At 65.9% G+C, this 23,821-nt stretch carries 22 protein-coding genes; 11 read left to right on the top strand and 11 right to left on the bottom strand.

Annotated features, from left to right (window positions below):
* Positions 1 to 2 precede the first annotated feature (2 nt).
* From RPB_RS22940 to RPB_RS22950, 3 genes are read right to left on the bottom strand one after another with little or no spacing between them, the layout of a single operon-like run.
* Positions 3 to 872, bottom strand: coding sequence for a metal ABC transporter permease (locus RPB_RS22940; RefSeq protein WP_198135195.1), 870 nt, complete (start codon positions 870 to 872; stop codon positions 3 to 5).
* Positions 873 to 877: 5 nt separating this feature from the next.
* Positions 878 to 1,636: a metal ABC transporter ATP-binding protein gene (locus tag RPB_RS22945; protein WP_011443425.1), complete on the bottom strand. Its 759-nt coding sequence runs from the start codon at positions 1,634 to 1,636 to the stop codon at positions 878 to 880.
* Positions 1,637 to 1,638: 2 nt separating this feature from the next.
* The gene (locus RPB_RS22950; RefSeq protein WP_433993723.1) at positions 1,639 to 1,782 is read right to left on the bottom strand and encodes a hypothetical protein; all 144 of its coding nucleotides are present in this window, start codon (positions 1,780 to 1,782) and stop codon (positions 1,639 to 1,641) included.
* A 422-nt stretch (positions 1,783 to 2,204) separates the two neighbouring features.
* Between RPB_RS22950 and RPB_RS22955 the strand changes: the two genes are divergently transcribed.
* The 5 genes from RPB_RS22955 to RPB_RS22975 all read left to right on the top strand — a co-directional run bounded on the left by RPB_RS22955 (position 2,205) and on the right by RPB_RS22975 (position 11,640).
* On the top strand, positions 2,205 to 2,921 hold the full coding sequence (locus RPB_RS22955; RefSeq protein ID WP_011443426.1) for an outer membrane protein: 717 nt from the start codon (positions 2,205 to 2,207) through the stop codon (positions 2,919 to 2,921).
* Between the two features lie 253 nt (positions 2,922 to 3,174).
* Positions 3,175 to 5,310 carry a methyl-accepting chemotaxis protein gene (locus RPB_RS22960; protein WP_011443427.1) on the top strand — a complete coding sequence of 712 codons (2,136 nt, stop codon included), beginning with the start codon at positions 3,175 to 3,177 and terminating at the stop codon, positions 5,308 to 5,310.
* 194 nt (positions 5,311 to 5,504) lie between these two features.
* On the top strand, positions 5,505 to 6,569 hold the full coding sequence (locus RPB_RS22965) for an MBL fold metallo-hydrolase (RefSeq protein ID WP_011443428.1): 1,065 nt from the start codon (positions 5,505 to 5,507) through the stop codon (positions 6,567 to 6,569).
* Between the two features lie 201 nt (positions 6,570 to 6,770).
* Complete coding sequence (gene hemA, locus RPB_RS22970; RefSeq protein WP_011443429.1) at positions 6,771 to 8,000, top strand: 5-aminolevulinate synthase; 1,230 nt, start codon at positions 6,771 to 6,773, stop codon at positions 7,998 to 8,000.
* 130 nt (positions 8,001 to 8,130) lie between these two features.
* On the top strand, positions 8,131 to 11,640 hold the full coding sequence (locus RPB_RS22975; protein WP_011443430.1) for a hybrid sensor histidine kinase/response regulator: 3,510 nt from the start codon (positions 8,131 to 8,133) through the stop codon (positions 11,638 to 11,640).
* A gap of 208 nt (positions 11,641 to 11,848) precedes the next feature.
* On the opposite strand, the gene RPB_RS22980 is transcribed toward RPB_RS22975, so the two are convergent.
* Complete coding sequence (locus RPB_RS22980; protein WP_011443431.1) at positions 11,849 to 12,523, bottom strand: response regulator transcription factor; 675 nt, start codon at positions 12,521 to 12,523, stop codon at positions 11,849 to 11,851.
* Positions 12,524 to 12,877: 354 nt separating this feature from the next.
* Between RPB_RS22980 and RPB_RS22985 the strand changes: the two genes are divergently transcribed.
* The gene (locus tag RPB_RS22985; protein ID WP_433993724.1) at positions 12,878 to 14,503 is read left to right on the top strand and encodes an MFS transporter; all 1,626 of its coding nucleotides are present in this window, start codon (positions 12,878 to 12,880) and stop codon (positions 14,501 to 14,503) included.
* A gap of 329 nt (positions 14,504 to 14,832) precedes the next feature.
* Here the strand turns inward: RPB_RS22985 and RPB_RS22990 are convergent, their stop codons facing one another.
* From RPB_RS22990 to RPB_RS23000, 3 genes are read right to left on the bottom strand one after another with little or no spacing between them, the layout of a single operon-like run.
* Complete coding sequence (locus RPB_RS22990) at positions 14,833 to 15,306, bottom strand: secondary thiamine-phosphate synthase enzyme YjbQ (RefSeq protein ID WP_011443433.1); 474 nt, start codon at positions 15,304 to 15,306, stop codon at positions 14,833 to 14,835.
* 25 nt (positions 15,307 to 15,331) lie between these two features.
* Positions 15,332 to 15,922, bottom strand: coding sequence for a hypothetical protein (locus RPB_RS22995; protein WP_011443434.1), 591 nt, complete (start codon positions 15,920 to 15,922; stop codon positions 15,332 to 15,334).
* A gap of 45 nt (positions 15,923 to 15,967) precedes the next feature.
* Positions 15,968 to 16,591 (bottom strand): 2-hydroxychromene-2-carboxylate isomerase, encoded by a 624-nt coding sequence (locus RPB_RS23000; protein ID WP_011443435.1) that lies wholly within the window; start codon positions 16,589 to 16,591, stop codon positions 15,968 to 15,970.
* A gap of 300 nt (positions 16,592 to 16,891) precedes the next feature.
* On the opposite strand from RPB_RS23000, the gene RPB_RS23005 reads away from it, so the two are divergent.
* The 5 genes from RPB_RS23005 (at position 16,892) to RPB_RS23025 (ending at position 19,480) form a co-directional block, all read left to right on the top strand.
* Positions 16,892 to 17,278, top strand: a complete 387-nt coding sequence (locus RPB_RS23005; protein WP_011443436.1) for an AtpZ/AtpI family protein — start codon at positions 16,892 to 16,894, stop codon at positions 17,276 to 17,278.
* A 67-nt stretch (positions 17,279 to 17,345) separates the two neighbouring features.
* Positions 17,346 to 18,092, top strand: coding sequence for a F0F1 ATP synthase subunit A (locus RPB_RS23010; protein WP_011443437.1), 747 nt, complete (start codon positions 17,346 to 17,348; stop codon positions 18,090 to 18,092).
* A 50-nt stretch (positions 18,093 to 18,142) separates the two neighbouring features.
* The gene (locus tag RPB_RS23015) at positions 18,143 to 18,370 is read left to right on the top strand and encodes a F0F1 ATP synthase subunit C (protein ID WP_009796340.1); all 228 of its coding nucleotides are present in this window, start codon (positions 18,143 to 18,145) and stop codon (positions 18,368 to 18,370) included.
* A 55-nt stretch (positions 18,371 to 18,425) separates the two neighbouring features.
* On the top strand, positions 18,426 to 18,983 hold the full coding sequence (locus RPB_RS23020; RefSeq protein WP_011443438.1) for a F0F1 ATP synthase subunit B family protein: 558 nt from the start codon (positions 18,426 to 18,428) through the stop codon (positions 18,981 to 18,983).
* 5 nt (positions 18,984 to 18,988) lie between these two features.
* On the top strand, positions 18,989 to 19,480 hold the full coding sequence (locus RPB_RS23025; RefSeq protein WP_011443439.1) for a F0F1 ATP synthase subunit B family protein: 492 nt from the start codon (positions 18,989 to 18,991) through the stop codon (positions 19,478 to 19,480).
* 234 nt (positions 19,481 to 19,714) lie between these two features.
* Here the strand turns inward: RPB_RS23025 and RPB_RS23030 are convergent, their stop codons facing one another.
* The 4 genes from RPB_RS23030 to thrC all read right to left on the bottom strand — a co-directional run bounded on the left by RPB_RS23030 (position 19,715) and on the right by thrC (position 23,818).
* Complete coding sequence (locus RPB_RS23030; RefSeq protein ID WP_011443440.1) at positions 19,715 to 20,362, bottom strand: hypothetical protein; 648 nt, start codon at positions 20,360 to 20,362, stop codon at positions 19,715 to 19,717.
* Between the two features lie 106 nt (positions 20,363 to 20,468).
* Positions 20,469 to 21,056, bottom strand: a complete 588-nt coding sequence (locus RPB_RS23035; protein WP_011443441.1) for a GNAT family N-acetyltransferase — start codon at positions 21,054 to 21,056, stop codon at positions 20,469 to 20,471.
* A gap of 57 nt (positions 21,057 to 21,113) precedes the next feature.
* The gene (locus tag RPB_RS23040; protein WP_011443442.1) at positions 21,114 to 22,403 is read right to left on the bottom strand and encodes a M16 family metallopeptidase; all 1,290 of its coding nucleotides are present in this window, start codon (positions 22,401 to 22,403) and stop codon (positions 21,114 to 21,116) included.
* Positions 22,400 to 23,818 (bottom strand): threonine synthase, encoded by a 1,419-nt coding sequence (thrC, locus tag RPB_RS23045; protein ID WP_011443443.1) that lies wholly within the window; start codon positions 23,816 to 23,818, stop codon positions 22,400 to 22,402. Before thrC ends, RPB_RS23040 begins: the two co-directional genes overlap by 4 nt.
* Between the last annotated feature and the right edge of the window lie 3 nt (positions 23,819 to 23,821).

Consider the following 23,821-nt stretch of genomic DNA (forward strand, 5'->3'; position numbering starts at 1 on the left):
GTTCAAGCCTCGAGATGGCGGCCGGGAAACAGTTTGCGCACCACGCCGCCGGCACGGCCGAACAGCAGCGAGGCGATGTAGAGAATGGCCGCGACCAGGATGATCGCCGGCCCCGACGGCACCCGGGTCTGGAACGACAGCACCAGCCCGGCATAGCCGGACAGCATCGCGCTGCCGACCGCGACCAGCATCATCCCGGTGATGTCGCGCGCCCAGAATTTGGCGATGCCCGCCGGCAGGATCATCAGGCCGACCGCGAGCAGCGTGCCCAGCGCGTGGAAGCCGTTGACCAGATTGATCACCACCAGCGCCAGAAACGCCAGATGCGCCGGCGCCCCGGCGCGGCTCACCGTGCGCAGATACAGCGGATCGACGCATTCGATCACCAGCGGCCGGTAGATCACCGCCATCACGATCAGCGTCAGCGAGGTGTTGAAAGCGATCACCAGCAGGGTCTGGTCGTCCATCGCCAGGATGTTGCCGAACAGCACGTGCAGCAGATCGATATTGGTGCCCTTCATTGAAACAATGGTGACGCCGACCGCGAGCGACACCAGATAGAAGGCCGCCAGCGAGGCGTCCTCCTTCAATTCGGTGACCCGCGACACCACGCCGGCCAGGATCGCCACCGTGAAGCCGGCGATCAGCCCGCCGAAGCTCATCGCGAACAGGTTGAGGCCGGACAGCAGGAAGCCGATCGCGGCGCCGGGCAGGATCGCATGCGCCATCGCGTCGCCCACGAGACTCATCCGCCGCAGCATCAGGAACACGCCGATCGGCGCGCCGCCGAGCGACAGCGCGACGATGCCGGCGAGCGCCCGGCGCATGAACTCGAATTCGGTGAAGGGGGCGATCAGCGCCTCGTAGAGCAGCATGATCAGGCCGCCCGCGACGGCGGCGTGTCGGCGGCGCAGGCCGGGGCGCCGTCGTCGAACGCCTCGCACATCCTCCGCGCCTCGGCCTGATTGGCCGCGGTCAGCACCTCGGCGGTCGGCCCCCACGCCACCGCGGTGCGCGCCAACAGCAACGTCTCCGGAAAACTGGCCCGGACCAGCTCGATGTCGTGCAATGCCGCGATCACGGTGCGGGCTTCGGCATGCCAGCGCCCGATCAGCGCCACCAGATCGGCGGTGGTGCGCGCGTCGACGGCGTTGAACGGCTCGTCCAGCACGATGACGCGCGCATCCTGGAGCAGCACGCGGGCGAACAGCATCCGCTGGGTCTGGCCGCCGGACAGCGTGCCGATGGTGCGATTCTCGAAGCCGGAGAGCCCGACCGCGGCGAGCGCCTGCGCGATCTTCGGCCGCGCCGCGCGACCGATTCCGCCGAACGGACCGGAGCTGCGCCACAACCCGGTGGCGACGAAATCGAACACCGAGATCGGGAAGCTGCGGTCGATATCGGCGGTCTGCGGCAGATAGGCGATGTCGCGGATGTCGATCCCACGGCGGTCGATCGCGCCCGCCAGCGGCTTGAGGATGCCGACGATGCCCCGGAACAGAGTGGACTTGCCGGCGCCGTTGGGCCCGACCACGGCAAGCAGCGTGCCGCTTCGAATCTCGCCACTGAGGTGATGCACCGCCGGATGGCGGTCGTAGCCGAGCGTCACATTATTAAAGTGCAGTTGGGCAGCCATGGTCACCTCATCGCCAGCAGCACGATCGCCCAGAGGACGGCGCTGATCGCAATCGCAGCCGTCAACCGGGCCGCCAGCGTCATGCGCAGGATCGACCAGGGCGGCGGCTGCATCGGGTGCGGCGAATCGGCGCCGTGGATGTGCATGTGAGCAGACTTCGGTGCGGCGGAATGATGCGAATCAGGGAGACGGACGTCCATTTCAGACCGCTCGAAGGGAGGCTCGGGGCTTTGTTATAGTATTACAGGAGGTCCGCGTCGATCAAATCAACGCTGGAAGGGACAATCCGCCCGGCGACGCAATTCCTAGTGCCCCAGCGTTAGGCAACCCTCTCGAAAACTCGGAAAATGCCCGAGAATTACGCAACTTTTCGGGAACCCGATTAAGGCGATTTTAAGGTTTCTTTTAGGTTCCATTAAGCAAGAAAAATTGTTGAAACTCATACGGTTAGTTCCACATGCAGTGTTGCCGCCAGGTGACAGCTTTTTATGCACGACCGCGCTAAATCTTGGTCCAGATGGTGACGACGAACGTCGCCTCTGTTGAAGACGACTCCTGGAGAACCACAATGAAAAAGTTCCTTCTCGGCACCGTTGCTCTGGTTGCCCTCGGCGCGGCTCCGGCCCTCGCCGCCGACCTCGCGGCCCGCCCGTACAACAAGGCCCCGGTCTACGCGCCGCCGGCCCCGATCTATAACTGGACCGGCTTCTACATCGGCGGTCACATCGGCGGCGCCTTCGCCGGCGACAACTCGATCGGCACCGGCGTCACCGCCGGCAGCGACGGCAAGTTCCTCGGCGGTGTGCAGGTCGGTTACGACTGGCAGTTCGCTCCGAGCTGGGTGCTCGGCGTCGAAGGTCAGTACTCCTGGCTGAGCGGCACCAACGACGCGGTCAGCTTCACGGTCCCCGGCGTTGCCGGCACCTACACCTACGCCGACAACCAGCGCGGTCTGGCTTCGGTCACCGGTCGCCTCGGCTACACCTGGGGTCCGGCACTGCTCTACGTCAAGGGCGGTTGGGCCTATGCCGACTACACCAGCAGCCTGACGCTGAGCGGCGTCGGCACCGTCTCGTCCACCAGCAGCCAGGACGGTTACACCGTCGGCGGCGGTCTCGAGTACCTGTTCGCCCAGAACTGGTCGGGCAAGATCGAATATCAGTACTACGACTTCGGCAACGTCGATCTGGGCGCTGGCTTCACCGCCAAGAACGACCAGCACGTCGTCAAGGCCGGCCTGAACTACCGCTTCAACTGGGGTGGCCCGGTCGTCGCCAAGTACTGATCCGTACTGACGAAATCCCTTCGGGGCTGAGAAGGGCCGGCTTCATGCCGGCCCTTTTTTGTTGATTTGCGCCGGGCGGAATTTGCATGGACAAATTGTTTACCCAACAGTTCGGGAATTGGGCCCCGCCCCGGCAACGGGCCAGTTTGTTCAAAACAGCACACCGAAAATCGGACAAAAATTAACTCCCAAGCCCAATAGTGCACTCGCTTGTTCAGCAACAGGACAAGCAGGAAGCATTTTGGGGGCGGGAATGTTTGGACGACTGAGGCTCGCGCGGCCGCGCTTACGCATGCCGCAATTCGGAATCCGTGGCAGCCTGTTCGCGGCGTTTGCCGTCATCGCGAGCATGACGATCCTGATCAGCGCCGGCGCGGGCGTCAGCCTGCGAGACCTCGGCGGTAAATTGGCGGCCCTGAGCGGCCAGGACATCCCCAAGCTCGCCACCAGCCTGCAACTCGCCACCGAGAGCGAACGGCTCGCCAGCCTGGCGCCGATGCTGCTCGTGTCGGCGACGCCGGAGCAACTCGCCGAGCGCTCCGCGCGGATGAAACAGGCGCAGTCGGTTGCCTCCCAGAAACTGGCTGATCTGACCAGCTACGGCGCCGACAAGGCCGTCGTCGCGGCGATGGCGGAAACGCTGCGCAATATCGAGGACACCATCCGCAGCCTCGGCGCCGCGGCGCAGGAGCGGCTCGATCTCGCCCGCCAGCACGACAAGGTCTATGACGCGCTGCGCACCTCGCATGACGCCTTCATCGCCATCGCCAACCCGGCAATGTTGAATGCGCAAACCCAGATGAATGCGGTGCTGGCGTCGGCGAATCTGTCGCAGGACGACGCGACCGAAGCCGGACGGCGAATCGAGCAGCTCGGCAATGTGATCGCGCTCAGCAATCTCGCCGCCTCCAATCTGATGGCGGCGCTGTCGGCCCGCAACGCCGATGCGCTGGATCCGGTCGAAACCTCCTTCAAGGAGGCGCGCCAACAGGTCGCTTCCAACCTCGACGGAATGCCCGCGGGCGAAGCCACGGCGGCGATCAAGGCGGCGGCGCAAACGCTGCTGGCGCTCGGCGAGGGCAAAACCAGCATCTTCAAGATGCGCCAGAAGGAACTCGACGCCGGCGACTACAGCGACCTGATCCTCGACGAGACCCGCAAGCTCAATGTCGGCCTCGGCATCAGCGTCAAGCAACTCGTCGACAGCGTTCGCAGCGACACCACCGCCGCCGCCGCACAGGCGCAGGACCAGATCGCGCTCGCCACCCAGGTGATGATCGGCCTCGGCGCGCTGACCCTGGTCGGCTCGGCGCTGTTCGTCTGGCTGTATGTCGGCCGCAGCATTCTGCGCCGGATCGGCGGGCTGCAGCGCTCGATGCAGTCGCTGTCCTCCGGCAACCTCGACACCGAGATCGACCGCGGCAGCCGCCGCGACGAGATCGCCGTGATGGCGGAATCCCTCGAAATATTCCGCGACAACATGATCCAGGCGCGGGCGCTGACCGAGGAACAGGACAAGGACCGTGCCGCCAAGGCGCAGCGGACGACGCGGATCGAATCCCGGATCGCCGATTTCGAGGCGACCGTACGCACCGCGATGGAGAAACTGCAGGCGTCGACCAGCGTCATGCAGGAAACGGCGCAGAGCATGGCGACCACCGCCGACCGCTCCAGTTCGCTGGTCACCGCGGTGGCCTCGGCGGCCGAGGAAACCTCCGCCAACGTGCAGAGCGTCGCCACCGGCACCGAGCAGCTCGCCTCGTCGATCAACGAGATCAGCCGCCAGGTGACGACCTCGGCGGAGATCGCCAACAAGGCGGTGCAGGAAGCGGGCGTCACCGACACCACCATGCAGGGGCTGGCCGAGAACGCCGAGCGCATCAGCGCGGTGATCGACCTGATCCAGAGCATCGCCTCCCAGACCAACCTGCTGGCGCTGAACGCCACCATCGAGGCCGCCCGCGCCGGCGACGCCGGCCGCGGCTTCGCCGTGGTGGCTTCCGAGGTCAAGAGCCTCGCCAGCCAGACCGCGAAGGCGACCGAGGACATCCGCGCCCAGATCGTGGCGATGCAGGGCGTCACCAGTTCGGCGGTGGGCGCGATCCGCAACATCAGCCAGACCATCACCTCGATCAACGAGGTGACCACCGCGATCACCGCGGCCGTCGAGGAACAAGGCGCCGCGACCCGCGAGATCGCCCGCAACATCCAGCAGGCGGCCGGCGGCACCAGCGAAGTCTCCGGCAACATCGTCGGCGTCAGCGCCGCCTCGACCCAGGCAGGTTCGGCGGCCTCCGAGGTACTGGCGGCATCCGGCGCGTTGCGCCAGGAGGCCGAATTGCTGCGCGGCGAGATCGACGAATTCCTGTCGAACATCCGCGCCGCCTGATCCTCTCTTCCCACGCATCCAGCCGGCGGCGCCCCGCGCCGCCGGCCTTTTCATGCGGCGGCCCCGGCAGCGCTACGCCATTCCGTGCGGCGGCACGGCCGGTCCAACCGGCGATTGCGCAACCCGCTCCAGCGGTTTTTCGGCTGGCGCCGCTGGTCCGGTCCCGCTAAGGCGATAGTGGGAGCCTGCGCCACATGCATAAGAAGACCGACACCGCCGACAAACCCCACGACGATCTGCGCTTTCTGCTGGAGAGCCACCCCGGACCCGACCAGGTCGTCGACATCGCCCCGGGCGTGCTGTGGCTGCGGCTGAAGCTGCCGTTCCGCCTCAACCACGTGAACATCTATCTGCTCGCCGATGGCGACGGCTGGGCGATGGTCGACACCGGCTTCGGCAACGACACCACGATCGCGGCCTGGGAAACGCTGTTCGACGGCGCGCTCAAAGGCTTCGCCATCAGCCGCGTGATCGTGACCCACGCCCACCCCGACCATTTCGGCCAGGCCGGCTGGATCGTGCAGCGGTTCCGCTGCCCGTTCTACATGTCGCAGATCGAATATCTGCAGGGCGTCTATCATCAGAACCGCCGCAGCGAGGAGCGGCTCGTCAATTCGCGCGAGTTCTTCCACCGCCACGGCATGGACGACTCCATCACCGCGCAATTGCTCGGCCGCGGTCAGGACTATCTGAAGCGCGCGGTGCCGCTTCCGGCGGCGTATCGACGACTCACCAAGGGCGACCACATCCGGATCGGCACACGGACGTTTCGCATCATCACCGGCGCCGGCCACTCGCCCGATCAGGTGATGCTGTATTGCGCCGCCGACAAGCTGTTTCTCTCCGCCGATCAGGTGCTGAGCAAGATCTCCCCCAATGTCAGCGTCTGGGCGCACGAGCCGGACGAAGACGCGCTCGGCTCCTATCTGAAATCACTCGCCGAACTGACCACGCTGCTACCGGACGATGTGCTGGTGCTGCCGGGTCACGGCCTGCCCTTCCACGGCGTCAAGACCCGTATCAAGCAGCTCGCCGATCATCACGAGGAACGCTGCGGCGTGATCGCGGAGGCCTGCCGCGACCGGGCGATGAGTTCCGCCGAGCTGGTGCCGGTGGTGTTCCACAAGCACGTGCTGGATGCGCACCAGACCGGCTTTGCGGCCGGCGAACTGATCGCGCATGTCAACTACATGCTGGCGCGCAACCGCCTGACGATCGTCGACAAGGCCGACGGCATCCTGCGCTTCGCGGCCGCCTGAGCCCGGCCGCGAAGCGGGACGGTGACCTCGGCCAATGCATTGATCTTCATCAAGCTTTGACCTGCGCGGGGAGCTGTTAGGCACGCCTCCGGCGCAGCCAATTGGACGAATTGCGCCTCGACATCCGAGCTGGAAGGGTTCTAATACCGAGGTCGCCCGTTGCGGCTCGTCGCTGTTTCCCGTCCCTTCCAGGTCATTGCAATGCAGTACAGCAAATTCTTCGAGGACGCTCTCACCCGCCTGCACGACGAGCGCCGCTATCGCGTCTTCGCCGATCTCGAGCGCATCGCCGGCAGGTTTCCGCAGGCCGTGTGGCATTCGCCGACGGGTCCTCGCGATGTCGTGATCTGGTGCTCGAACGATTACCTCGGCATGGGTCAGCACCCGAAAGTGATTGGCGCGATGGTCGAGACCACGACCCGGATCGGCACCGGCGCCGGCGGCACCCGCAACATCGCCGGCACGCACCATCCGCTGGTGCAGCTCGAGCGCGAAATCGCCGACCTGCACGGCAAGGAAGCGGCCTTGCTGTTCACCTCGGGCTACGTGTCGAACCAGACCGGCCTGTCGACGCTCGGCAAGCTGATCCCGAACTGCCTGATCCTGTCGGACGCGCTGAACCACAATTCGATGATCGAAGGCATCCGTCAGTCGGGCTGCGAGCGCGTGGTCTGGCGCCACAACGACACCGCCCATCTCGAAGAGCTGCTGATCGCCGCCGGCCCCGACCGGCCGAAGCTGATCGCATTCGAGAGCCTGTATTCGATGGACGGCGACACCGCGCCGCTGGCGAAGATCTGCGATCTCGCCGAGAAGTACGACGCGATGACTTATTGCGACGAAGTCCACGCCGTCGGCATGTACGGGCCGCGCGGCGCCGGCGTCGCCGAACGCGACGGCGTGATGGCCCGCATCGACATCATCGAAGCGACGCTGGCGAAGGCGTTCGGCTGCCTCGGCGGCTACATCGCCGGCAAGGCCGACGTGATCGACGCGGTGCGCTCCTATGCGCCGGGCTTCATCTTCACCACCGCGCTGCCGCCGCCGATCTGCGCCGCCGCGACCGCCGCCATCCGCCACCTCAAGGCGTCGACCTGGGAACGCGAGCGCCACCAGGACCGCGCCGCGCGGGTCAAGGCCGTGCTGAACAATGCCGGCATCCCGGTGATGCCGACCGACACCCACATCGTGCCGGTGTTCGTCGGCGATGCCGAAAAATGCAAGATGGCGTCCGATCTGCTGCTCGAGCAGCACGGTATCTACATCCAGCCGATCAACTACCCGACCGTCGCCCGCGGCCTCGAGCGGCTGCGGATCACGCCGTCGCCGTATCACGACGACAAGCTGATCGACGCGCTGGCCGAGGCGCTGGTCCAGGTCTGGGGCCAGCTCGGCCTGCCGCTCGGCGCCAAGGCGATCGCGGCCGAATAGCCCGCGCGCCACGGCCGGCAAACGATTTTCGGCGGAGACGCCGCGCGACGGGGCAAAATCCCTGTCGCGTGCGGCGTTCCTACCCGCTAGAAATCCCGTCGGCGCATGACGCGCGAGGAGCACCACAGCGATGCTGCACGATTGGGGCGTGATCGCAGCCGCGCTCGCCTATATCGGCTTCCTCTTCTATGTCGCGAGTTTCGGCGACCGGCTGTCGCAAGGCCAGCGCGAGCGCGCCGGTGGCCTGATCTATCCGCTGTCGCTGGCGATCTACTGCACCTCCTGGACGTTCTTCGGCTCGGTCGGCTTCGCCAGCCGCACCAGCATCGACTTCCTCGCGATCTATGTCGGGCCGATCCTGCTGATCGGCGTGTTCACGCCGCTGCTGCGTCGCGTCATCCGGCTGGCGAAATCGCAGAACATCACCTCGATCGCCGACTTCATCGCCGCCCGCTACGGCAAGAGCCAGAAGGTCGCCGCCACGGTGGCGATCATCGCCATCATCGGCTCGGTGCCCTACATCGCGCTGCAGCTCAAGGCGGTGGCATCGTCGCTGCAGACCATCCTCGGCGACGATCACAACATCGCCGAAATTCCGATCGTCGGCGACATGGCGCTGATCGTGGCGATCCTGATGGCGCTGTTCGCGGTGCTGTTCGGCGCCCGCCAGGCCAGCGCCACCGAGCATCAGCACGGCCTGATGCTGGCGATCGCCACCGAATCGATCGTCAAGCTGGTGGCGTTCATCGCTGCGGGGGTCTTCGTCACCTTCTGGATGTTCAGCCCGGCCGATCTGATCGAGCGGGCGATGAAGATGCCGGAAGCGGTGCGGGTGCTCGAATCGACGCCGTCGGCCACCACCTTTCTGACCATGACGGTGCTGTCGTTCTGCGCCTTTCTGATGCTGCCGCGGCAGTTCTATGTCGGCGTGGTGGAGAACACCAACGACGCCGAGGTCAGCCGCGCCCGCTGGATGTTCCCGCTGTATCTGATCGCGATCAATCTGTTCGTGATCCCGATCGCGCTGGCGGGGCTGGTGAAATTTCCGTTCGGCGCGGTCGACAGCGACATGTTCGTGCTGGCGCTGCCGATCGAGGCCAATGCGCCGCTGCTCAGCTTCATGGTGTTCATCGGCGGCCTGTCGGCGGCGACCGCGATGGTGATCGTCGAATGCGTGGCGCTGGCGGTGATGGTGTCGAACGATCTGGTGATGCCGCTGGTGCTGAAGCGCCACGGCGCGCCGCGCAACGACCAGCGCAGCTTCGGCGGCTTTCTGCTGACGGTGCGGCGGGTCGCCATCTTCGCGATCCTGATCCTGGCCTATCTGTATTACCGCGCGCTCGGCAACACCCAGCTCGCCGCCATCGGCCTGTTGTCCTTCGCGGCGATCGCGCAGTTCGCGCCGGCGTTCTTCGGCGGGCTGATCTGGCGCCGCGCCACCGCGCGTGGCGCGATCGGCGGCATGATGATCGGCTTCGCGGCCTGGGCCTATACGCTGTTCATCCCGAGCTTCATGGAGGGCAGCACCGCGGGACTCGTGCTGTTGCAGCAAGGCCCGTGGGGAATCGAAGCGCTGCGGCCCCGGGCGCTGTTCGGCGCCGAATTGCCGCCGCTGGTGCACGGCGTGGTGTGGAGCCTGTCGCTCAATCTGTTCGCCTATATCGCGCTGTCGCTGCTGAGCCGGCCGTCGTCGATCGAGCGGCTGCAGGCCGAAGTGTTCGTGCCGGACACGCTGACGCCGATGACGCCGGCGTTCCGGCGCTGGCGCACCACCGTGACGGTGCAGGATATTCTCGGCGCGGTCGGGCAGTATCTCGGGCCGGAGCGGGCGCGGGACTCGTTTCGGTCGTTCGCGATCAGCCGCCGGTTGACGCTCGACCCGGCGGCGCCGGCGGATTTCGAACTGTTGAAGCACGCCGAGCACTTGATCGCGTCCTCGATCGGGGCGGCGTCGTCGCGGCTGGTGCTGTCGTTGCTGCTGCGCAAGCGCACCGTGTCGGCGGAAGCCGCGCTGAAGCTGCTCGACGACTCCCACGCGGCGCTGCATTTCAACCGCGAGATCCTGCAGACCGCGCTCAACCACGTCCGCCAGGGCATCGCGGTGTTCAACCCGGAGCTGCAGCTGATCTGCTCCAACCGGCAGTTCGGCGAGATCCTCGGGCTGCCGCCGCACATCATCCAGATCGGCATCCCGCTGATCGAGATCCTCGAATTCCTGTCGAGCGCCAGCGCCGGATCGGCCGATACAGAAGCGCAGACCCAGATGCGGCTCGCGTCCTATACCACCGAGGGCGAGCCGTTCCTGGAACGGCTGCACGACCGCCATCTGGTGATCGAGGTCCGCGCCAACCGCATGCCGGACGGCGGGCTGGTGATCACTTTCTCCGACGTCACCCCGAGCTTCGAGGCGGCCGAGGCGCTGGAGCGCGCCAATGCCACGCTGGAGCGGCGGGTGCGCGAACGCACCGAGGAACTGACCCGGCTGAACTCGCAGCTCGCGCTGGCCAAGAGCACCGCCGAGGAAGCCAACATCTCCAAGACCCGGTTTCTGGCGGCGGCGAGCCACGACATCCTGCAGCCGCTCAACGCGGCGCGGCTGTACGCCACCAGCCTGGTCGAGCGTCAGAACGGCGGCGAGGATTCGCGCCTGGTCGAGAACATCGACGAATCGCTCGAGGCGATCGAGGAGATCATCGGCGCGCTGCTCGACATCTCGCGGCTCGACGCCGGCGCGATGACGCCGTCGCTGACCAATTTCGTCATCGGCGATCTGATGCGCTCGCTGGAGATCGAATTCGCCCCGACCGCGCGCGCCAAAGGTCTGCAACTCATCTTCGTGCCGTGTTCGCTTCCGGTGCGGTCGGACCGTCTGATGCTACGCCGGCTGATGCAGAACCTGATCTCCAACGCGATCAAATACACGCCGCAGGGCCGCGTGCTGGTCGGCTGCCGCCGCCAGGGCGAGTCCTTGAAGATCGGCATCTACGACACCGGCGTCGGCGTGCCGATCCTCAAGCGCGGCGAGATCTTCAAGGAATTCCACCGGCTCGAACAGGGCGCCCGGATCGCCCGCGGCCTCGGCCTCGGGCTGTCGATCGTGGAGCGGCTGGCGCGGGTGCTGAACCACGGCATCACGCTCGACGCCAATCGCGGCGGCGGCTCGTGTTTCGCCGTCACCGTTCCGGTCGCCGCCGTCGTCAACCACACCACCGCGGTGACCAGCGCGACGCCGCTGTCGCGCGCCTCGATGGCCGGCAGCCTGGTGGTGTGCATCGAGAACGATCCGGCGATCCTCGACGGCATGAAGACGCTGCTGACGACCTGGGACGCCAGCGTGATCGCGGTGGCCGATCCGGACGCGGCGATCAAGGCGATCGAGTCGGCCGACCGGCGCATCACCGGGCTGCTGGTCGATTATCACCTCGATCGCGGCAACGGCATCGCGGCGATCCGCGACATCCGCGCCCGCTTCGGCGTCGCCATCCCGGCGATCCTGATCACCGCCGACCGCAGCCCCGGCGTCCGCGCCGCCGCCCGGCAGGAGGAGATCGCGGTGCTGAACAAGCCAGTGAAAGCCGCCTCGCTCCGCGCGCTGCTCAACCAGTGGCACGCCCAGCAGAGCATCGCGGCGGCGGAGTAGCGATCCGCAACCACGCCGGACGCACCTCCTCGAGGAGCCCGGCGGGAATGGGCCATCAAGATCGGGCATTTTCGATTCAACGCGTCGTGCCCGGCCTTGTGCCGGGCATCCACGTCTTGCAGCGGAAGCCGCAAGAAAGGCGTGGATGGCCGGGACGAGCCCGGCCATGACGAATATTCGGTATTCGGAAAGTGAACGGAGTCGGCGGCTACGCCACCGGCTCGTCCTGGCGCCACTGGCTGCCGGAGATCTTCGCCGCGGCGATCACCGCCTGGGTGCGGCTTTCGACGCCGAGCTTCTGCAGGATCGCCGAGACATGCGCCTTGATGGTGGCTTCCGAGACGCCGAGCTCGTAGGCGATCTGCTTGTTGAGCAGCCCTTCGGACAGCATCATCAGCACCCGCACCTGCTGCGGTGTCAGCGTCACCAGCCGGTCGCGCAGCTTGCTGGTCTCCGGATCGGCGGCCGCCGACAGATCGACATCCGGCGGCACCCAGACGTCGCCGTCCAGCACCCGCAGGATCGCGTCGCCGAGCTTCTCGACCCCGAACCGCTTCGGCACGAAACCGGACGCGCCGAAATCCAGCGAGCGCCGGATGGTCTCGACATCGTCGCTGGCCGAGACCACCACGACGGGGATCGCCGGATACTGCGCGCGCAGATAGATCAGCCCGGAAAATCCGCTGATCCCGGGCATCTTCAGGTCGAGCAGGACAAGATCGACGTCGCCGTCGCGCTCGAGCATCGCGGTGAGGTCCTCGAACGACCCGGCCTCGCCGATCTTCGCACCGGGAACGACGCTGGAAACCGCCAACCGCAAGGCGTCGCGGAACAGCGGGTGGTCATCGGCAATGATCAAATGCGTGCTGGCGGGCGTGCTCATGGGTGTCCCTTGTGCGCAGACTGGAACCGAACGGTCGCATTCAGGCCCGCGGTTGGCAGGTCGGATTGGAAGTGTCGCCCTAAGGTCGACGGCTGGCAAGGCGTGTTCGGCTGCCTTGGCGTACCACCCTGCGCCGTTCGAACATGAAAAACATTGAGCAAGCGCAAGAACGCAACAGGAACGCGAGCCGAAAGTCGTAATGCCGCACGTTGATGGCAATGTTACCGTTCGCCCAACGCACCGCGTCGGAATTCCGCTTTCATTCCGTAACGCGGCAAGAAACGCCATTATTTTATCAAGGGGAGGTAATCGCTTATGTCTAGTTATGCCGCAACGCAGCGGCGGTCCGGCGGAATGACCAAGGACGAACGTTTCGTCATTGTCGCATCCTCGCTCGGCACCGTTTTCGAATGGTACGATTTCTATCTGTACGGGTCGCTCGCCGCGATCATCGGCGCGCAGTTCTTCAGCGCCTACCCGCCCGCCACACGCGACATTTTCGCCCTTCTGGCGTTCGCCGCCGGCTTCCTGGTGCGCCCGTTCGGCGCCATCGTGTTCGGCCGCATCGGCGACATCGTCGGCCGCAAATACACCTTCCTCGTCACCATTCTGATCATGGGCCTGTCGACCTTCATCGTCGGCCTGCTGCCCAATGCGGCGACCATCGGCATTGCGGCGCCGATCATCCTGATCTGTCTGCGTCTGCTGCAGGGCCTCGCGCTCGGCGGCGAATATGGCGGCGCGGCGACCTATGTGGCCGAGCATGCTCCACCCGGCAAACGCGGCTACTACACGTCGTTCATCCAGACCACCGCCACGCTCGGCCTGTTCCTGTCGCTGATCGTGATCCTGGTCACCCGCACGGTGCTGGGCGAACCGGAATTCGCCGCCTGGGGTTGGCGCATTCCGTTCCTGGTATCGGTCGCGCTGCTCGGCGTCTCGGTCTGGATCCGGCTGCGGCTGAACGAATCGCCCGTGTTCCAGAAGATGAAGGAAGAGGGCAAGAGTTCGAAAGCGCCTCTGACCGAAGCCTTCGCCAATTGGGGCAACGCCAAGATCGTGCTGATCGCCCTGTTCGGCGGCGTGATGGGCCAGGGCGTGGTCTGGTACACCGGCCAGTTCTACGCGCTGTTCTTCCTGCAATCGATCCTGAAGGTCGACGGCTACACGTCGAACCTGCTGATCGCCTGGTCGCTGCTGCTCGGCACCTTCTTCTTCATCTTCTTCGGCTGGCTGTCGGACAAGATCGGCCGCAAGCCGATCATCCTGACCGGCTGCGCGATCGCCGCGCTGTCGTTCTTCCCGATCTTCAAGGCGATCACGACCAACGCCAACCCGGCGCTGGAGCGGGCCATCGAGACCGTCAAGGTCGAGGTGGTGTCGGATCCCGCGCTGTGCGGCGACCTGTTCAACCCGGTCGGCACCCGCGTGTTCACCGCGCCTTGCGACACTGCGCGCGCCTACCTGTCGCAGTCGTCGGTGAAGTACTCGACCGCGAAGGGCCCGGCGGGCTCGGGCGTCAAGGTGCTCGTGAACGGCGCCGAGGTGCCCTACGTCGACGCCAAGACCTCCAACCCGGCGGTGCTGGCGGCGATCCAGGCGGCGGGCTATCCGAAGGCCGGCAACGCCGAGATCATCAAGATGGCGCATCCGTTCGACGTCTTCCAGCCGCGCATCGCGGCGACGATCGGGCTGCTGTTCGTGCTGGTGCTGTTCGTCACCATGGTCTACGGGCCGATCGCCGCGATGCTGGTCGAACTGTTCCCGACCCGCATCCGCTACACCTCGATGTCGCTGCCCTATCACATCGGCAACGGCTGGTTCGGCGGCCTGCTGCCGGCGACCGCCTTCGCCATCGTGGCGTCGACCGGCGATATCTACGCCGGCCTCTGGTATCCGATCATCTTCGCGTCGATCACCGTGGTGATCGGCCTGATCTTCCTGCCCGAGACCAAGAACGTCGATATCAGCAGGAACTGACGCTGATCAGTCCGGCGCCGTGCGCGCCGGACTTGTTCTGCCGACGCATTTCGGCCGCGGAGCAATCCGCGGCCGTTTTGTTTGAAGCAAGCGTCGCGCCCGCGTCGCCCTCACCCCAACCCTCTCTCGCAAGCGGGAGAGGGAGCGCTCAGCGGCTGATTGATCATCTTCACAAGCAAAGCGTCATCCTGAGGTGCACCTCCTGACGCGCATCAGCGCGACAGGAGGTGCCTCGAAGGATGGGCCACAGTGTCGTTGCTCATCCTTCGAGGCCCGCCGCGGCGCGGCGAGCACCTCAGGATGACGCTGCGGCTCGAATGCGCATGGGATCAGCGCGTCGTTCCGAGAAACTGCAGCACGATCTCGCGGCGGTGCGGACGGCGGCGGTGCTCGATCAGATAGATGCCCTGCCAGGTACCCAGCGCGAGCCGGCCTTGCAGCACCGGGATCTGCAGCGAGGTCGCGGTCAGCATCGCCTTGACATGCGCCGGCATGTCGTCCGGTCCCTCGGTGTCGTGCGCCCAGCCCGCATTCTCCGGCGCCAGCCGGTTCAGCACCGTGGCGAGATCGATCAGTACCGTCGGATCGGCGTTCTCCTGGATCGTCAGCGACGCCGAGGTGTGGCGCACGAACAGCGTCAACGCGCCGTCCTGCGCCTTCGCCTCGGCGATGAACTTCGCCGCTTCGCCAGTGATATCGAGGAAGCCGGCGCCGCCGGTCTGCACGGTGAGCAGCGACGAGGCGACGTGGGTCACCGAGGCTGCTCTCACCGGCGCGCGCGTCATCGTGCGGGGTGCAGTCATGCGGACCTCGCTGACCAGAACCTGCTCAGGTCTTGCCGTCGCCGATGGTTTCGCGCTGGATCCGGTTGGCCATCTCGATCAGCCGCCGCCAGGCGCGCTCGATGAACCCCATCACCCGGTCGACATCCTGATCGCTCGGCAGCGGAATCTCGAGCCGGCGCTGGCCGTCTTTGGTGGTGACTTCCGGCGTCGCCATCTTGTCGCTCTTCGGCATCGACTCGTCGATCTTGCCGGAGACGGTGGGGCCGCGCTGCGCGAGCTGCGCCTTGAGATTGTCGTTCTCGACCCGGAGCGCCTCGGCCTCTCGCTTCAGCCGGTCGTTGTCGCCCTGCAGCCGGCCGATTTCGGCGTCGAACGCCGAACGCTCGTCGGCGATCGCGTAGCAGGCCCAGCCGTTGCCCTTGTCGCTGCAGGTCGAGACCTTGCCGGTCCGGGTGTCGAGCCGCATCACGCCGTCCGCGCTCGGCGTGAAGGTGTAGCGGCCGTTCTCGCTGTCCGGCAGCGACTGCGCCGATGCGCCACCGGCGAACAATCCGGCCATCAAGGACAGCGCCGCAAGTCGCGCCAGATGCGGCGCAGGGCGAGCGGAGATCGCATCGCGGGTGGCAAGGGTCATCGGAACGCTCCGCCTGACAGAAAAGGACCCGGCCTATATGGGGTGTCAGGCCGGCGGACGGTACGGGCCGCGGCCGGATTTCAACGCATCGGCCAGCAATTCGATCCGGTCCTGTCCCCAGAACACTTCGCCGTCGAGCACATAGGCCGGCGAGCCGAACACATCCGCGGCCATCGCGTCGTGGCGGTTCTGCTCATAGGCGGCGCGGATCTGATCCGACGCCGCGTGCGCCGCCAGCTTTTCGCCCGGCAGGCCGGCCTCGTCGGCGAGGCGCGTCACGACGGCGACATCCGCGAGATCGAGTTCCTGCTCCCACACCGCAGGATAGGCCCGTTGCAGATAGGGTTCGGGATCGAGCCCGGCCGCCAGCGCGGCCAGCACCACGCCATCGGCGAGACGGGCATCGAACGGCCAGTGCTTCGGCCACAATTTGAAATCCAGCCCGCGCTTGTCGCGCCAGCGCTGCAATTCGACCAGCCGATAGCGCTGCCGCGCCGGATGACGCTTGGCGAGCGGCAGGCCGCCGGTTTCGGAGAACAGCCCAGCCAGCAGCACCGGCTTGTAGACGACCGCGAGGTCGTGCGCTTCGACAAGCTGTCGGAACGCCTTGTGGCCGATATAGGCCCAGGGCGACTGGAACGAGAAATAGTAGTCGATCTGACGCGACATGCGTACTCCGGCTGATGGAATATCGAAACGCTCGATGCGAACGAGTCGCCGAAATTGGCCGCATCGGATCAGAGGCTGTCGGCCGGTGCAAGCCGAACCTCGGCGCAATGCAGCGATTGCACTGCGGACAAGTTACCGCAGCGAGTCGCAAATCCTCAATAAAATCAGCCAAAACAAGGCCCTGGAGGGCTGCGAGCGAATCTTGACTTGCCTCTATGCCGTCAGTATGGTCCGCGCGGCTTTTGAGGGTCACGGGGCGTTATTTTCATCATCTGCGGCACCGTTTCGGGTCTCCACACTATGGCGGACGACACGCACGAGGGCAGCAAACAGACTGATGGAAGTCGCGGCAATACGCCCGATGAAGCTGCGCTTTCCGCAAGGCTCGGAAGTCTGGATCGCCGGTTGTCCAAAATTGGGGGCAGCCGAAACATCGGGACTGACGGGTCCGGAGACCAGCAGGACGCGGCCCAGGCCAAGGCATCCGCCATGGCCGTTGGGCTTCGTATGTCCTCGGAGCTGGTGGCCGGTGTCCTTGGCGGAGCGGCGCTCGGCTGGGGTCTCGATCGGTTGCTGTCGATGTCTCCCTGGGGCCTGATCGTGTTTGCGCTGCTGGGCTTTACCGCCGGCGTGATCAATGTGATGAGAGCCGCGGGTGTGATGGCGAAGCAGTCCGAGCGGCTCTGACGGGTTCCGAAGTGCAACCGACCATCGACACAAGCGCAAGTTCGCGAAACCGGTAGACTGAGAAACAATGGCCGCCGATCCAATTCATCAGTTCCAGATCACCAAGCTGTTTTCCCTTGGTCACATTGGCGGACAGGAAATCGCGTTCACCAATTCGTCGGCCTACATGTTCGCCGCGGTGGCGATCATCGCGGTGATGATGCTGGCGCCGGGCCGCCAGCTGGTGCCGGGCCGGTTCCAGTCGGTCGCCGAGCTGTCTTACGAATTCGTCGCCAACATGATCCGATCGACCGCCGGCAAGGAAGGCCTGAAGTTCTTCCCGCTGGTGTTCTCGCTGTTCATGTTCATCGCGGTCTCAAATCTGGTCGGCATCATCCCCTACACCTTCACGGTGTCGAGCCACCTGATCGTCACCGTGACGCTGGCGATGCTGGTGTTCGTCACCGTGCTGGTCTACGGCCTCGCCAAGAACGGCCTGAAGTTCTTCAAGCTGTTCGTGCCGTCCGGCGTGCCGATCTACATCCTGCCGCTGGTGGTGTTCATCGAGGTCATCTCGTTCTTCCTCAAGCCGGTGTCGCACTCCGTTCGTCTGTTCGCCAACATGCTGGCGGGCCACATCGCGCTGAAAGTGTTCGCGAGCTTCATCGCCATGCTCGGCGCGCTCGGCGTCGTCGGCTGGGTCGGCGCGGTGCTGCCGCTCGGCCTGACCATCGCCTTGACCGCCCTCGAACTGCTGGTCGCGTTCCTGCAGGCCTACGTGTTCGCCATCCTGACTTGCATCTATCTCAACGATGCGATTCACCCGGGCCACTGAGGCCCGGTCTCCGACCTCTCGACAACCAAACCCCAACAGGAGTTCGTTACATGGATCCGATTGCCGCGAAGTACATTGGCGCTGGTATTGCCTGCATTGGCATGGGCGGCGCGGGCGCCGGCGTGGGCATCATCTTCGGCAACTATCTCGCCGCTGCGGTGCGCAATCCTTCGGCTGCTCAGGGCCAGTTCGGCAACCTGATTTTCGGCTTCGCGGTGACGGAAGCGCTCGGCATCTTCTCGCTGCTGATCGCGCTGCTGCTGCTGTTCGCCCTCTAAGAAGTCCAATCCGGTCGTGACGCTGTGGTCGTGACCGGCCGAACAGGAGAAGCCCGTGGCTGAAGGTCATGGCGATGCGAAGGGCGCAACCGCCCACACGGCGGCCGACGGGGGCCACAAGGCCCCCTTTCCGCCGTTCCAGAAGGAAACCTTTGCCTCGCAATTGGTGTCGCTGACGATCGCCTTCGTCGCGCTCTATCTGATCGTGTCCAAGCTCGCACTGCCGCGCGTCGGCGGTGTGATCGAGGAGCGCCAGAAGACGATCGACGGCGATCTGGCGGCGGCCCAGAAGCTGAAGGGCGAATCGGACGACGCGCTGAAGGCCTACGAGGCCGAGCTCGCGGCGGCCCGCACCCGGGCCCAGGCGATCGGCGCCGAGACCCGCGAGAAGCTGAACGCGGCGGCGGAAGCCGAGCGTAAGACGCTGGAAGAGCGGCTGTCGGCAAAGCTCGCCGACGCCGAAAAGACCATCGCTGCGACCCGCACCGCCGCGATGGGCAACGTTCGCGGCATCGCCTCCGAGGCGGCCGCTGCGATCGTTCAGCAGCTCGCCGGCGTCCAGCCGGACAGCAAGGCGCTGGATAGCGCGGTCAACGCTTCGATAAAGGGCTGAGGCCGATGGCAATCTTCGCTGAAGCAGAAACCTGGGTCGCGATCGCATTCGTGATCCTGATGGGCATCTTCGCGTATCTCGGTGTCCACCGCACCGTCTTGAAGGCGCTGGACAATCGTCGCGACCGGATCAAGGCCGAGCTCGACGAGGCCCGCAAGCTCAAAGACGAAGCCGCCAAGCTGCTCGCCGACTATCGCGCGCGCCGGGCTCAGGCGGAACGCGAGGCCGAGGCGATCGTCGCCAGCGCCAAGGCCGACGCCGAACGCATCGCGGCCGAGTCCAAGGCCAAGCTGGAGGACTTCGTCGTCCGCCGCACCAAGACCGCGGAGAGCAAGATCGCGCTGGCGGAGGCTCAGGCCCTCGCCGATGTGCGGGCCGCAGCGGCCGAGGCCGCCGTGTCCGCCGCCGCGATCGTCCTGTCGCAGTCGGTCAAGGGCCAGGTCGCCGACGACCTGCTCGGCAAGGGCATCCAGGAAGTCCGCAGCAAGCTCAACTGAGCGGCGCTTCTCGACAACATTCAAAAAGCCGGCGCGAGCAATCGCGCCGGCTTTTTCGTGTGTGCTTTCACCTGGGGACGCGCACGGCGCAACCTCTCCCGCTTGCGGGGGAGGTCGGATCGCGAAGCGATCCGGGTGGGGAAGCTGACTCTCGGCACAACGCAGCCTCAGTGCCGGCGTCGCCCTCTCCCCACCCCTCTCCCGCAAGCGGGAGAGGGAGCGCGCCGTGCACTTCTACCGCTTCCGCGCCTTCGGTTCCGGCTTCAGCGCCTGCGGATCGAAGCCGATGTAGAACACATAGGCGTCGTTCACGTCGGCCGACGGCGCCGGATAGACGACGTCTTCCATCACCAGGCTGAACGGCACGTTGCCGTTGCTGCCCATCATGACATTGGTGCGGTAGGCCTTGGTGAACACTGTTTTCGGCGACACGCCGTCCTGCACCACGGCGACGCGAATCGGCACGTCGACATTCTCCGGCGCGCCGGCCGGGCCGGCGATGACGCGGCCCTGGATGCCGATATTCGCCTTGATCATCCCGCTGCTGAGGTTGCACTCCCGCGCGGTGCGGCTGATCACCACCTGGTAACGCAGATCGTTGCCGCTGGCCTCCTTGCCCGGCAGTCCGACCGCGTAGGTTGCGGCGCCCGAGCGAATGCTCACCGACGGGCAGGTGAGATTGCTCTCGGCAGCGGGACCATTGGAAATCGTCGGTGCCTGATCGGACGAACCGCCGCCGAACAGGTTCTTGAAGCGATCGGTGAAGGATTGCGACCAGGCCGGTGTCGCCAGCAGGCTGCCGCCGATCGCAACGCCCAGCATGATCCGCACCGCGCTGTGCGCCCGCCGACGCGCCGGCGCTCGTTCCAAATCCTGTCTCATCACCCACCCCGGCTGTGAATTTCGTCTGTGCAGCCGGCGTTATAGCAAAGCAAAGCCGGCGATCCAAAGGCGGCGAGGCTCGCGTGTCCGGCGATTCGGGCCGCCTTCAGCCGCGGAAATCTTCGTGCAACAATCCGAACAGCAGATGATCCTGCCAGATGCCGTTGATGCAGAGATAGCGCCGCGCCAGCCCTTCGCGCGTGAAGCCGCATTTTTCCAGCACGCGGATCGAAGGCGCGTTGGTCGGGATGCAGGCGGCCTCGACCCGGTGCAGATTGAGCTCGCCGAACAGCGTCGGCAGCAGCACCCGCAGCGCCGCCGTCATATAGCCGCGACCGGCATGCGGTTCACCGACCCAATAGCCGATGGTGCCGGCCTGGACGATACCGCGGCGGACATTGGCGAGGGTGACGCCGCCGATCATTTCGCCGTCGGCTTCGCGAAACACCAGAAACGGATAGGAACGATCGGCCGCGATGTCCTCGGCGTAGCGCCGCAGCCGGCGGCGAAAGCCGGAGCGGGTCAGATCGTCCGACGGCCAGATCGGCTCCCAGGGCGTGAGATAGGCGCGGCTTCGGTCACGCAGCTCGGCCCATTGCACATAGTCGGCCATCTGGGGAGAGCGCAGCAACAGCCCGAAGCCGCGCGGCGCCAACGCGGCGGGGCCGGCGGACGGCATTCGAAACAGCGCCATGACGACACTCCGATCCGCGCTCCGCTGGACGCTCGGCCCTGCGCGCCGCGCGCGGCGTCAATGATACGAGGTTTTGGCCTTGGACTGGGTCAATCCTTCCGCAAAACCCACCGCCGTGTCCAGACCCCGGCCGCTGCCGAGCGCCACGACGGCGGGGCGGCTGCGCGTCAGCAAATCGCGAGCGGCCTGCCGCGTCGTCTCGATGCTGACCGCATCGATCTTGCCGACCAGTTCGTCGACCGACAGCGGCCGGCCATAGGCCAGGACGTGCCGGGCGAGCTGCTCGGCGCGCGACGAGCAGCTTTCCAGCGCCATCAGCAGCCCGGCCTTCATCTGCGCCTTGGCGCGGGCGATCTCCGCATCGGTGAGCGTCTCGACCGCGTCGTTGATGACGTCGACGATCACTTCCATCATTTCCGGCGCGTCGTCCGGATCGGTGCCGGTGTAGAGGCCGAAGAAGCCGGTGTCCGCATAGGGCGCGTGGAAGGTGTAGATCGAGTAGCACAGCCCGCGCTTCTCGCGCACCTCCTGGAACAGCCGCGACGACATCCCGCCACCGAGGATGTTGGTGAACACCTGCAGGCTGAACAGCGACTTGTCGCTCTGCGGCAGGCCTTCCAGCGCCAGCGTCAGATGCGCCTGTTCGAGGTCGCGATGCACTACGCGCGAGCCACCGGCGCCGAACATCGCCGGCTGCGGCTTCGGCGCCGGGGTGGCGTCGAAGCTCGCGAAGCGGTGCGAGACCTCCTCGACGACACGCTTGTGGTCGACCGCGCCGGCGGCGGCCACCACCATGTCGGGGCCGCGGTAATGGGTCGCCAGATAGGACTGCAGCTTGTCGCGGTTGAAGCCCTTCAGCGTCTTGGCGGTGCCGAGCAGCGAGCGGCCGATCGGCTGCTCCGGATAGCACAGCTCGTTGAGATATTCGAACACGACGTCGTCCGGCATGTCCTGCGCCGCGCCGATCTCCTGCACGATCACGCTCTTCTCGCGTTCGAGCTCCTCGGCCTCGAACACCGGGTTGGCGAGAATGTCGCTCAGCACGTCGAGCGCCAGCGGCACGTCGGCCTTCATCACCCGCGCATAATAGGCGGTGGTCTCGGTCGAGGTGCCGGCATTGAGGTCGCCGCCGACCGCCTCGATCTCCTCGGCGATGTCGCGCGACGACCGCTTGGTGGTGCCCTTGAACGCCATGTGCTCCAGCAGATGCGAGATGCCATGCTCGTCGGGCTTCTCGTCGCGGCCGCCGACGCCGGTCCAGACGCCCAGCGCCGCGGTCTCGAGATGCGGCATGGTGTCGGTGACGACGGTCAGGCCCGAGGGAAGCTTGCTGACTTCGACGCTCATCCGACTGCTCCTTGTTTCGCCGCCCGACTGACAGACAGGATGTGGCGTTCGATCGCCGCCTGGTCGCGCGGCATGATCTTCATCGTTTCGGTGCCGCTCATCAGCCCGCCGAGCCAGGCCGGCAGTTCCGGCCGCATTCCGCAGGCGGCCTCGACCGCGTCGGGGAATTTGGCGGCGTGCGCCGTGGACAGAACGATATTGGGCACGGTCGGGTCCGTGGTGTCGCGATCGGCGACCGCCAGCGCCACCGCGGTGTGCGGATCGACCAGATCGCCGGCCTCGCGCCAAGCAGTACGGATCGCGGCCTCGGTCTCGGTCTCGTCGGCACGGCCGGCGTCGAATTCCTCGCGGATCGCCGCCAGCACGGCATCCGGCAGCACGAACCGGCCGGACTGGTGCAGCGACCCCATCAGCGCCCGCACCTGCGCGGCGTCGCGGCCGGTCGCCTCGAACAGCAACCGTTCGAAATTCGACGACACCTGAATGTCCATCGACGGCGAGGTCGTGGAATGGACCTCGCGGACCTCGTAGATCCCGGTCTTCAGCGTCCGCGCCAGAATGTCGTTGGTGTTGGCGGCGATCTTCAGCCGCCGCACCGGCAGGCCCATTTTCTTGGCGACATAGCCGGCGAAGATGTCGCCGAAATTGCCGGTCGGCACGGTGAAATCGACGACGCGGTTGGGCGCGCCGAGCGCCACCGCGCTGGTGAAGTAGTACACCACCTGGGCGACGATCCGCGCCCAGTTGATCGAATTGACGCCCGACAGCGCCACCTTGTCGCGGAAGGCGTGGTGGTTGAACAGCCCCTTCACGATCGCCTGGCAATCGTCGAAATGGCCCTCGATCGCCAGCGCATGCACATTCGGCGCGCCCGACGTCGTCATCATCATCCGCTGCACGTCGGAGATCCGGCCATGCGGAAACAGCACCACCAGATCGACATTGTTCAAATTGGCGAAGGCATCGACCGCGGCGCCGCCGGTGTCGCCGGAGGTCGCGACCACGATGGTGGTGCGCTGCCGGCGCTTCTCCAGCACGTGATCCATCAGCCGCGACAGCAACTGCATCGCGACGTCCTTGAACGCCAGCGTCGGACCGTGAAACAGCTCGAGCACGAACTGGCTCGACCCGCTCTGGCGCAGCGGCACCACGGCGGGATGCCGGAAGGTGGCGTAGGCTTCATTGGCCATCCGGCCGAGCTCGGCATCGGAAATCTCGCCGGCGACGAACGGCCGGATCACCTCGACGGCGACCTCCCAATACGGCCGGCCGAACAAAGCGGCGATGGCGTCGGGCGAAAGCTGCGGCCAGACGTCAGGGATGTAGAGCCCGCCGTCACGGGCGAGCCCGGTCAGCATCACATCGCAAAAGCCGAGCTGCGGGGCTTCGCCCCGGGTGGAAACATAGGTCGTCAAGGC

The organism is Rhodopseudomonas palustris HaA2 (genome assembly GCF_000013365.1).
Lineage (GTDB): Bacteria > Pseudomonadota > Alphaproteobacteria > Rhizobiales > Xanthobacteraceae > Rhodopseudomonas > Rhodopseudomonas palustris_J.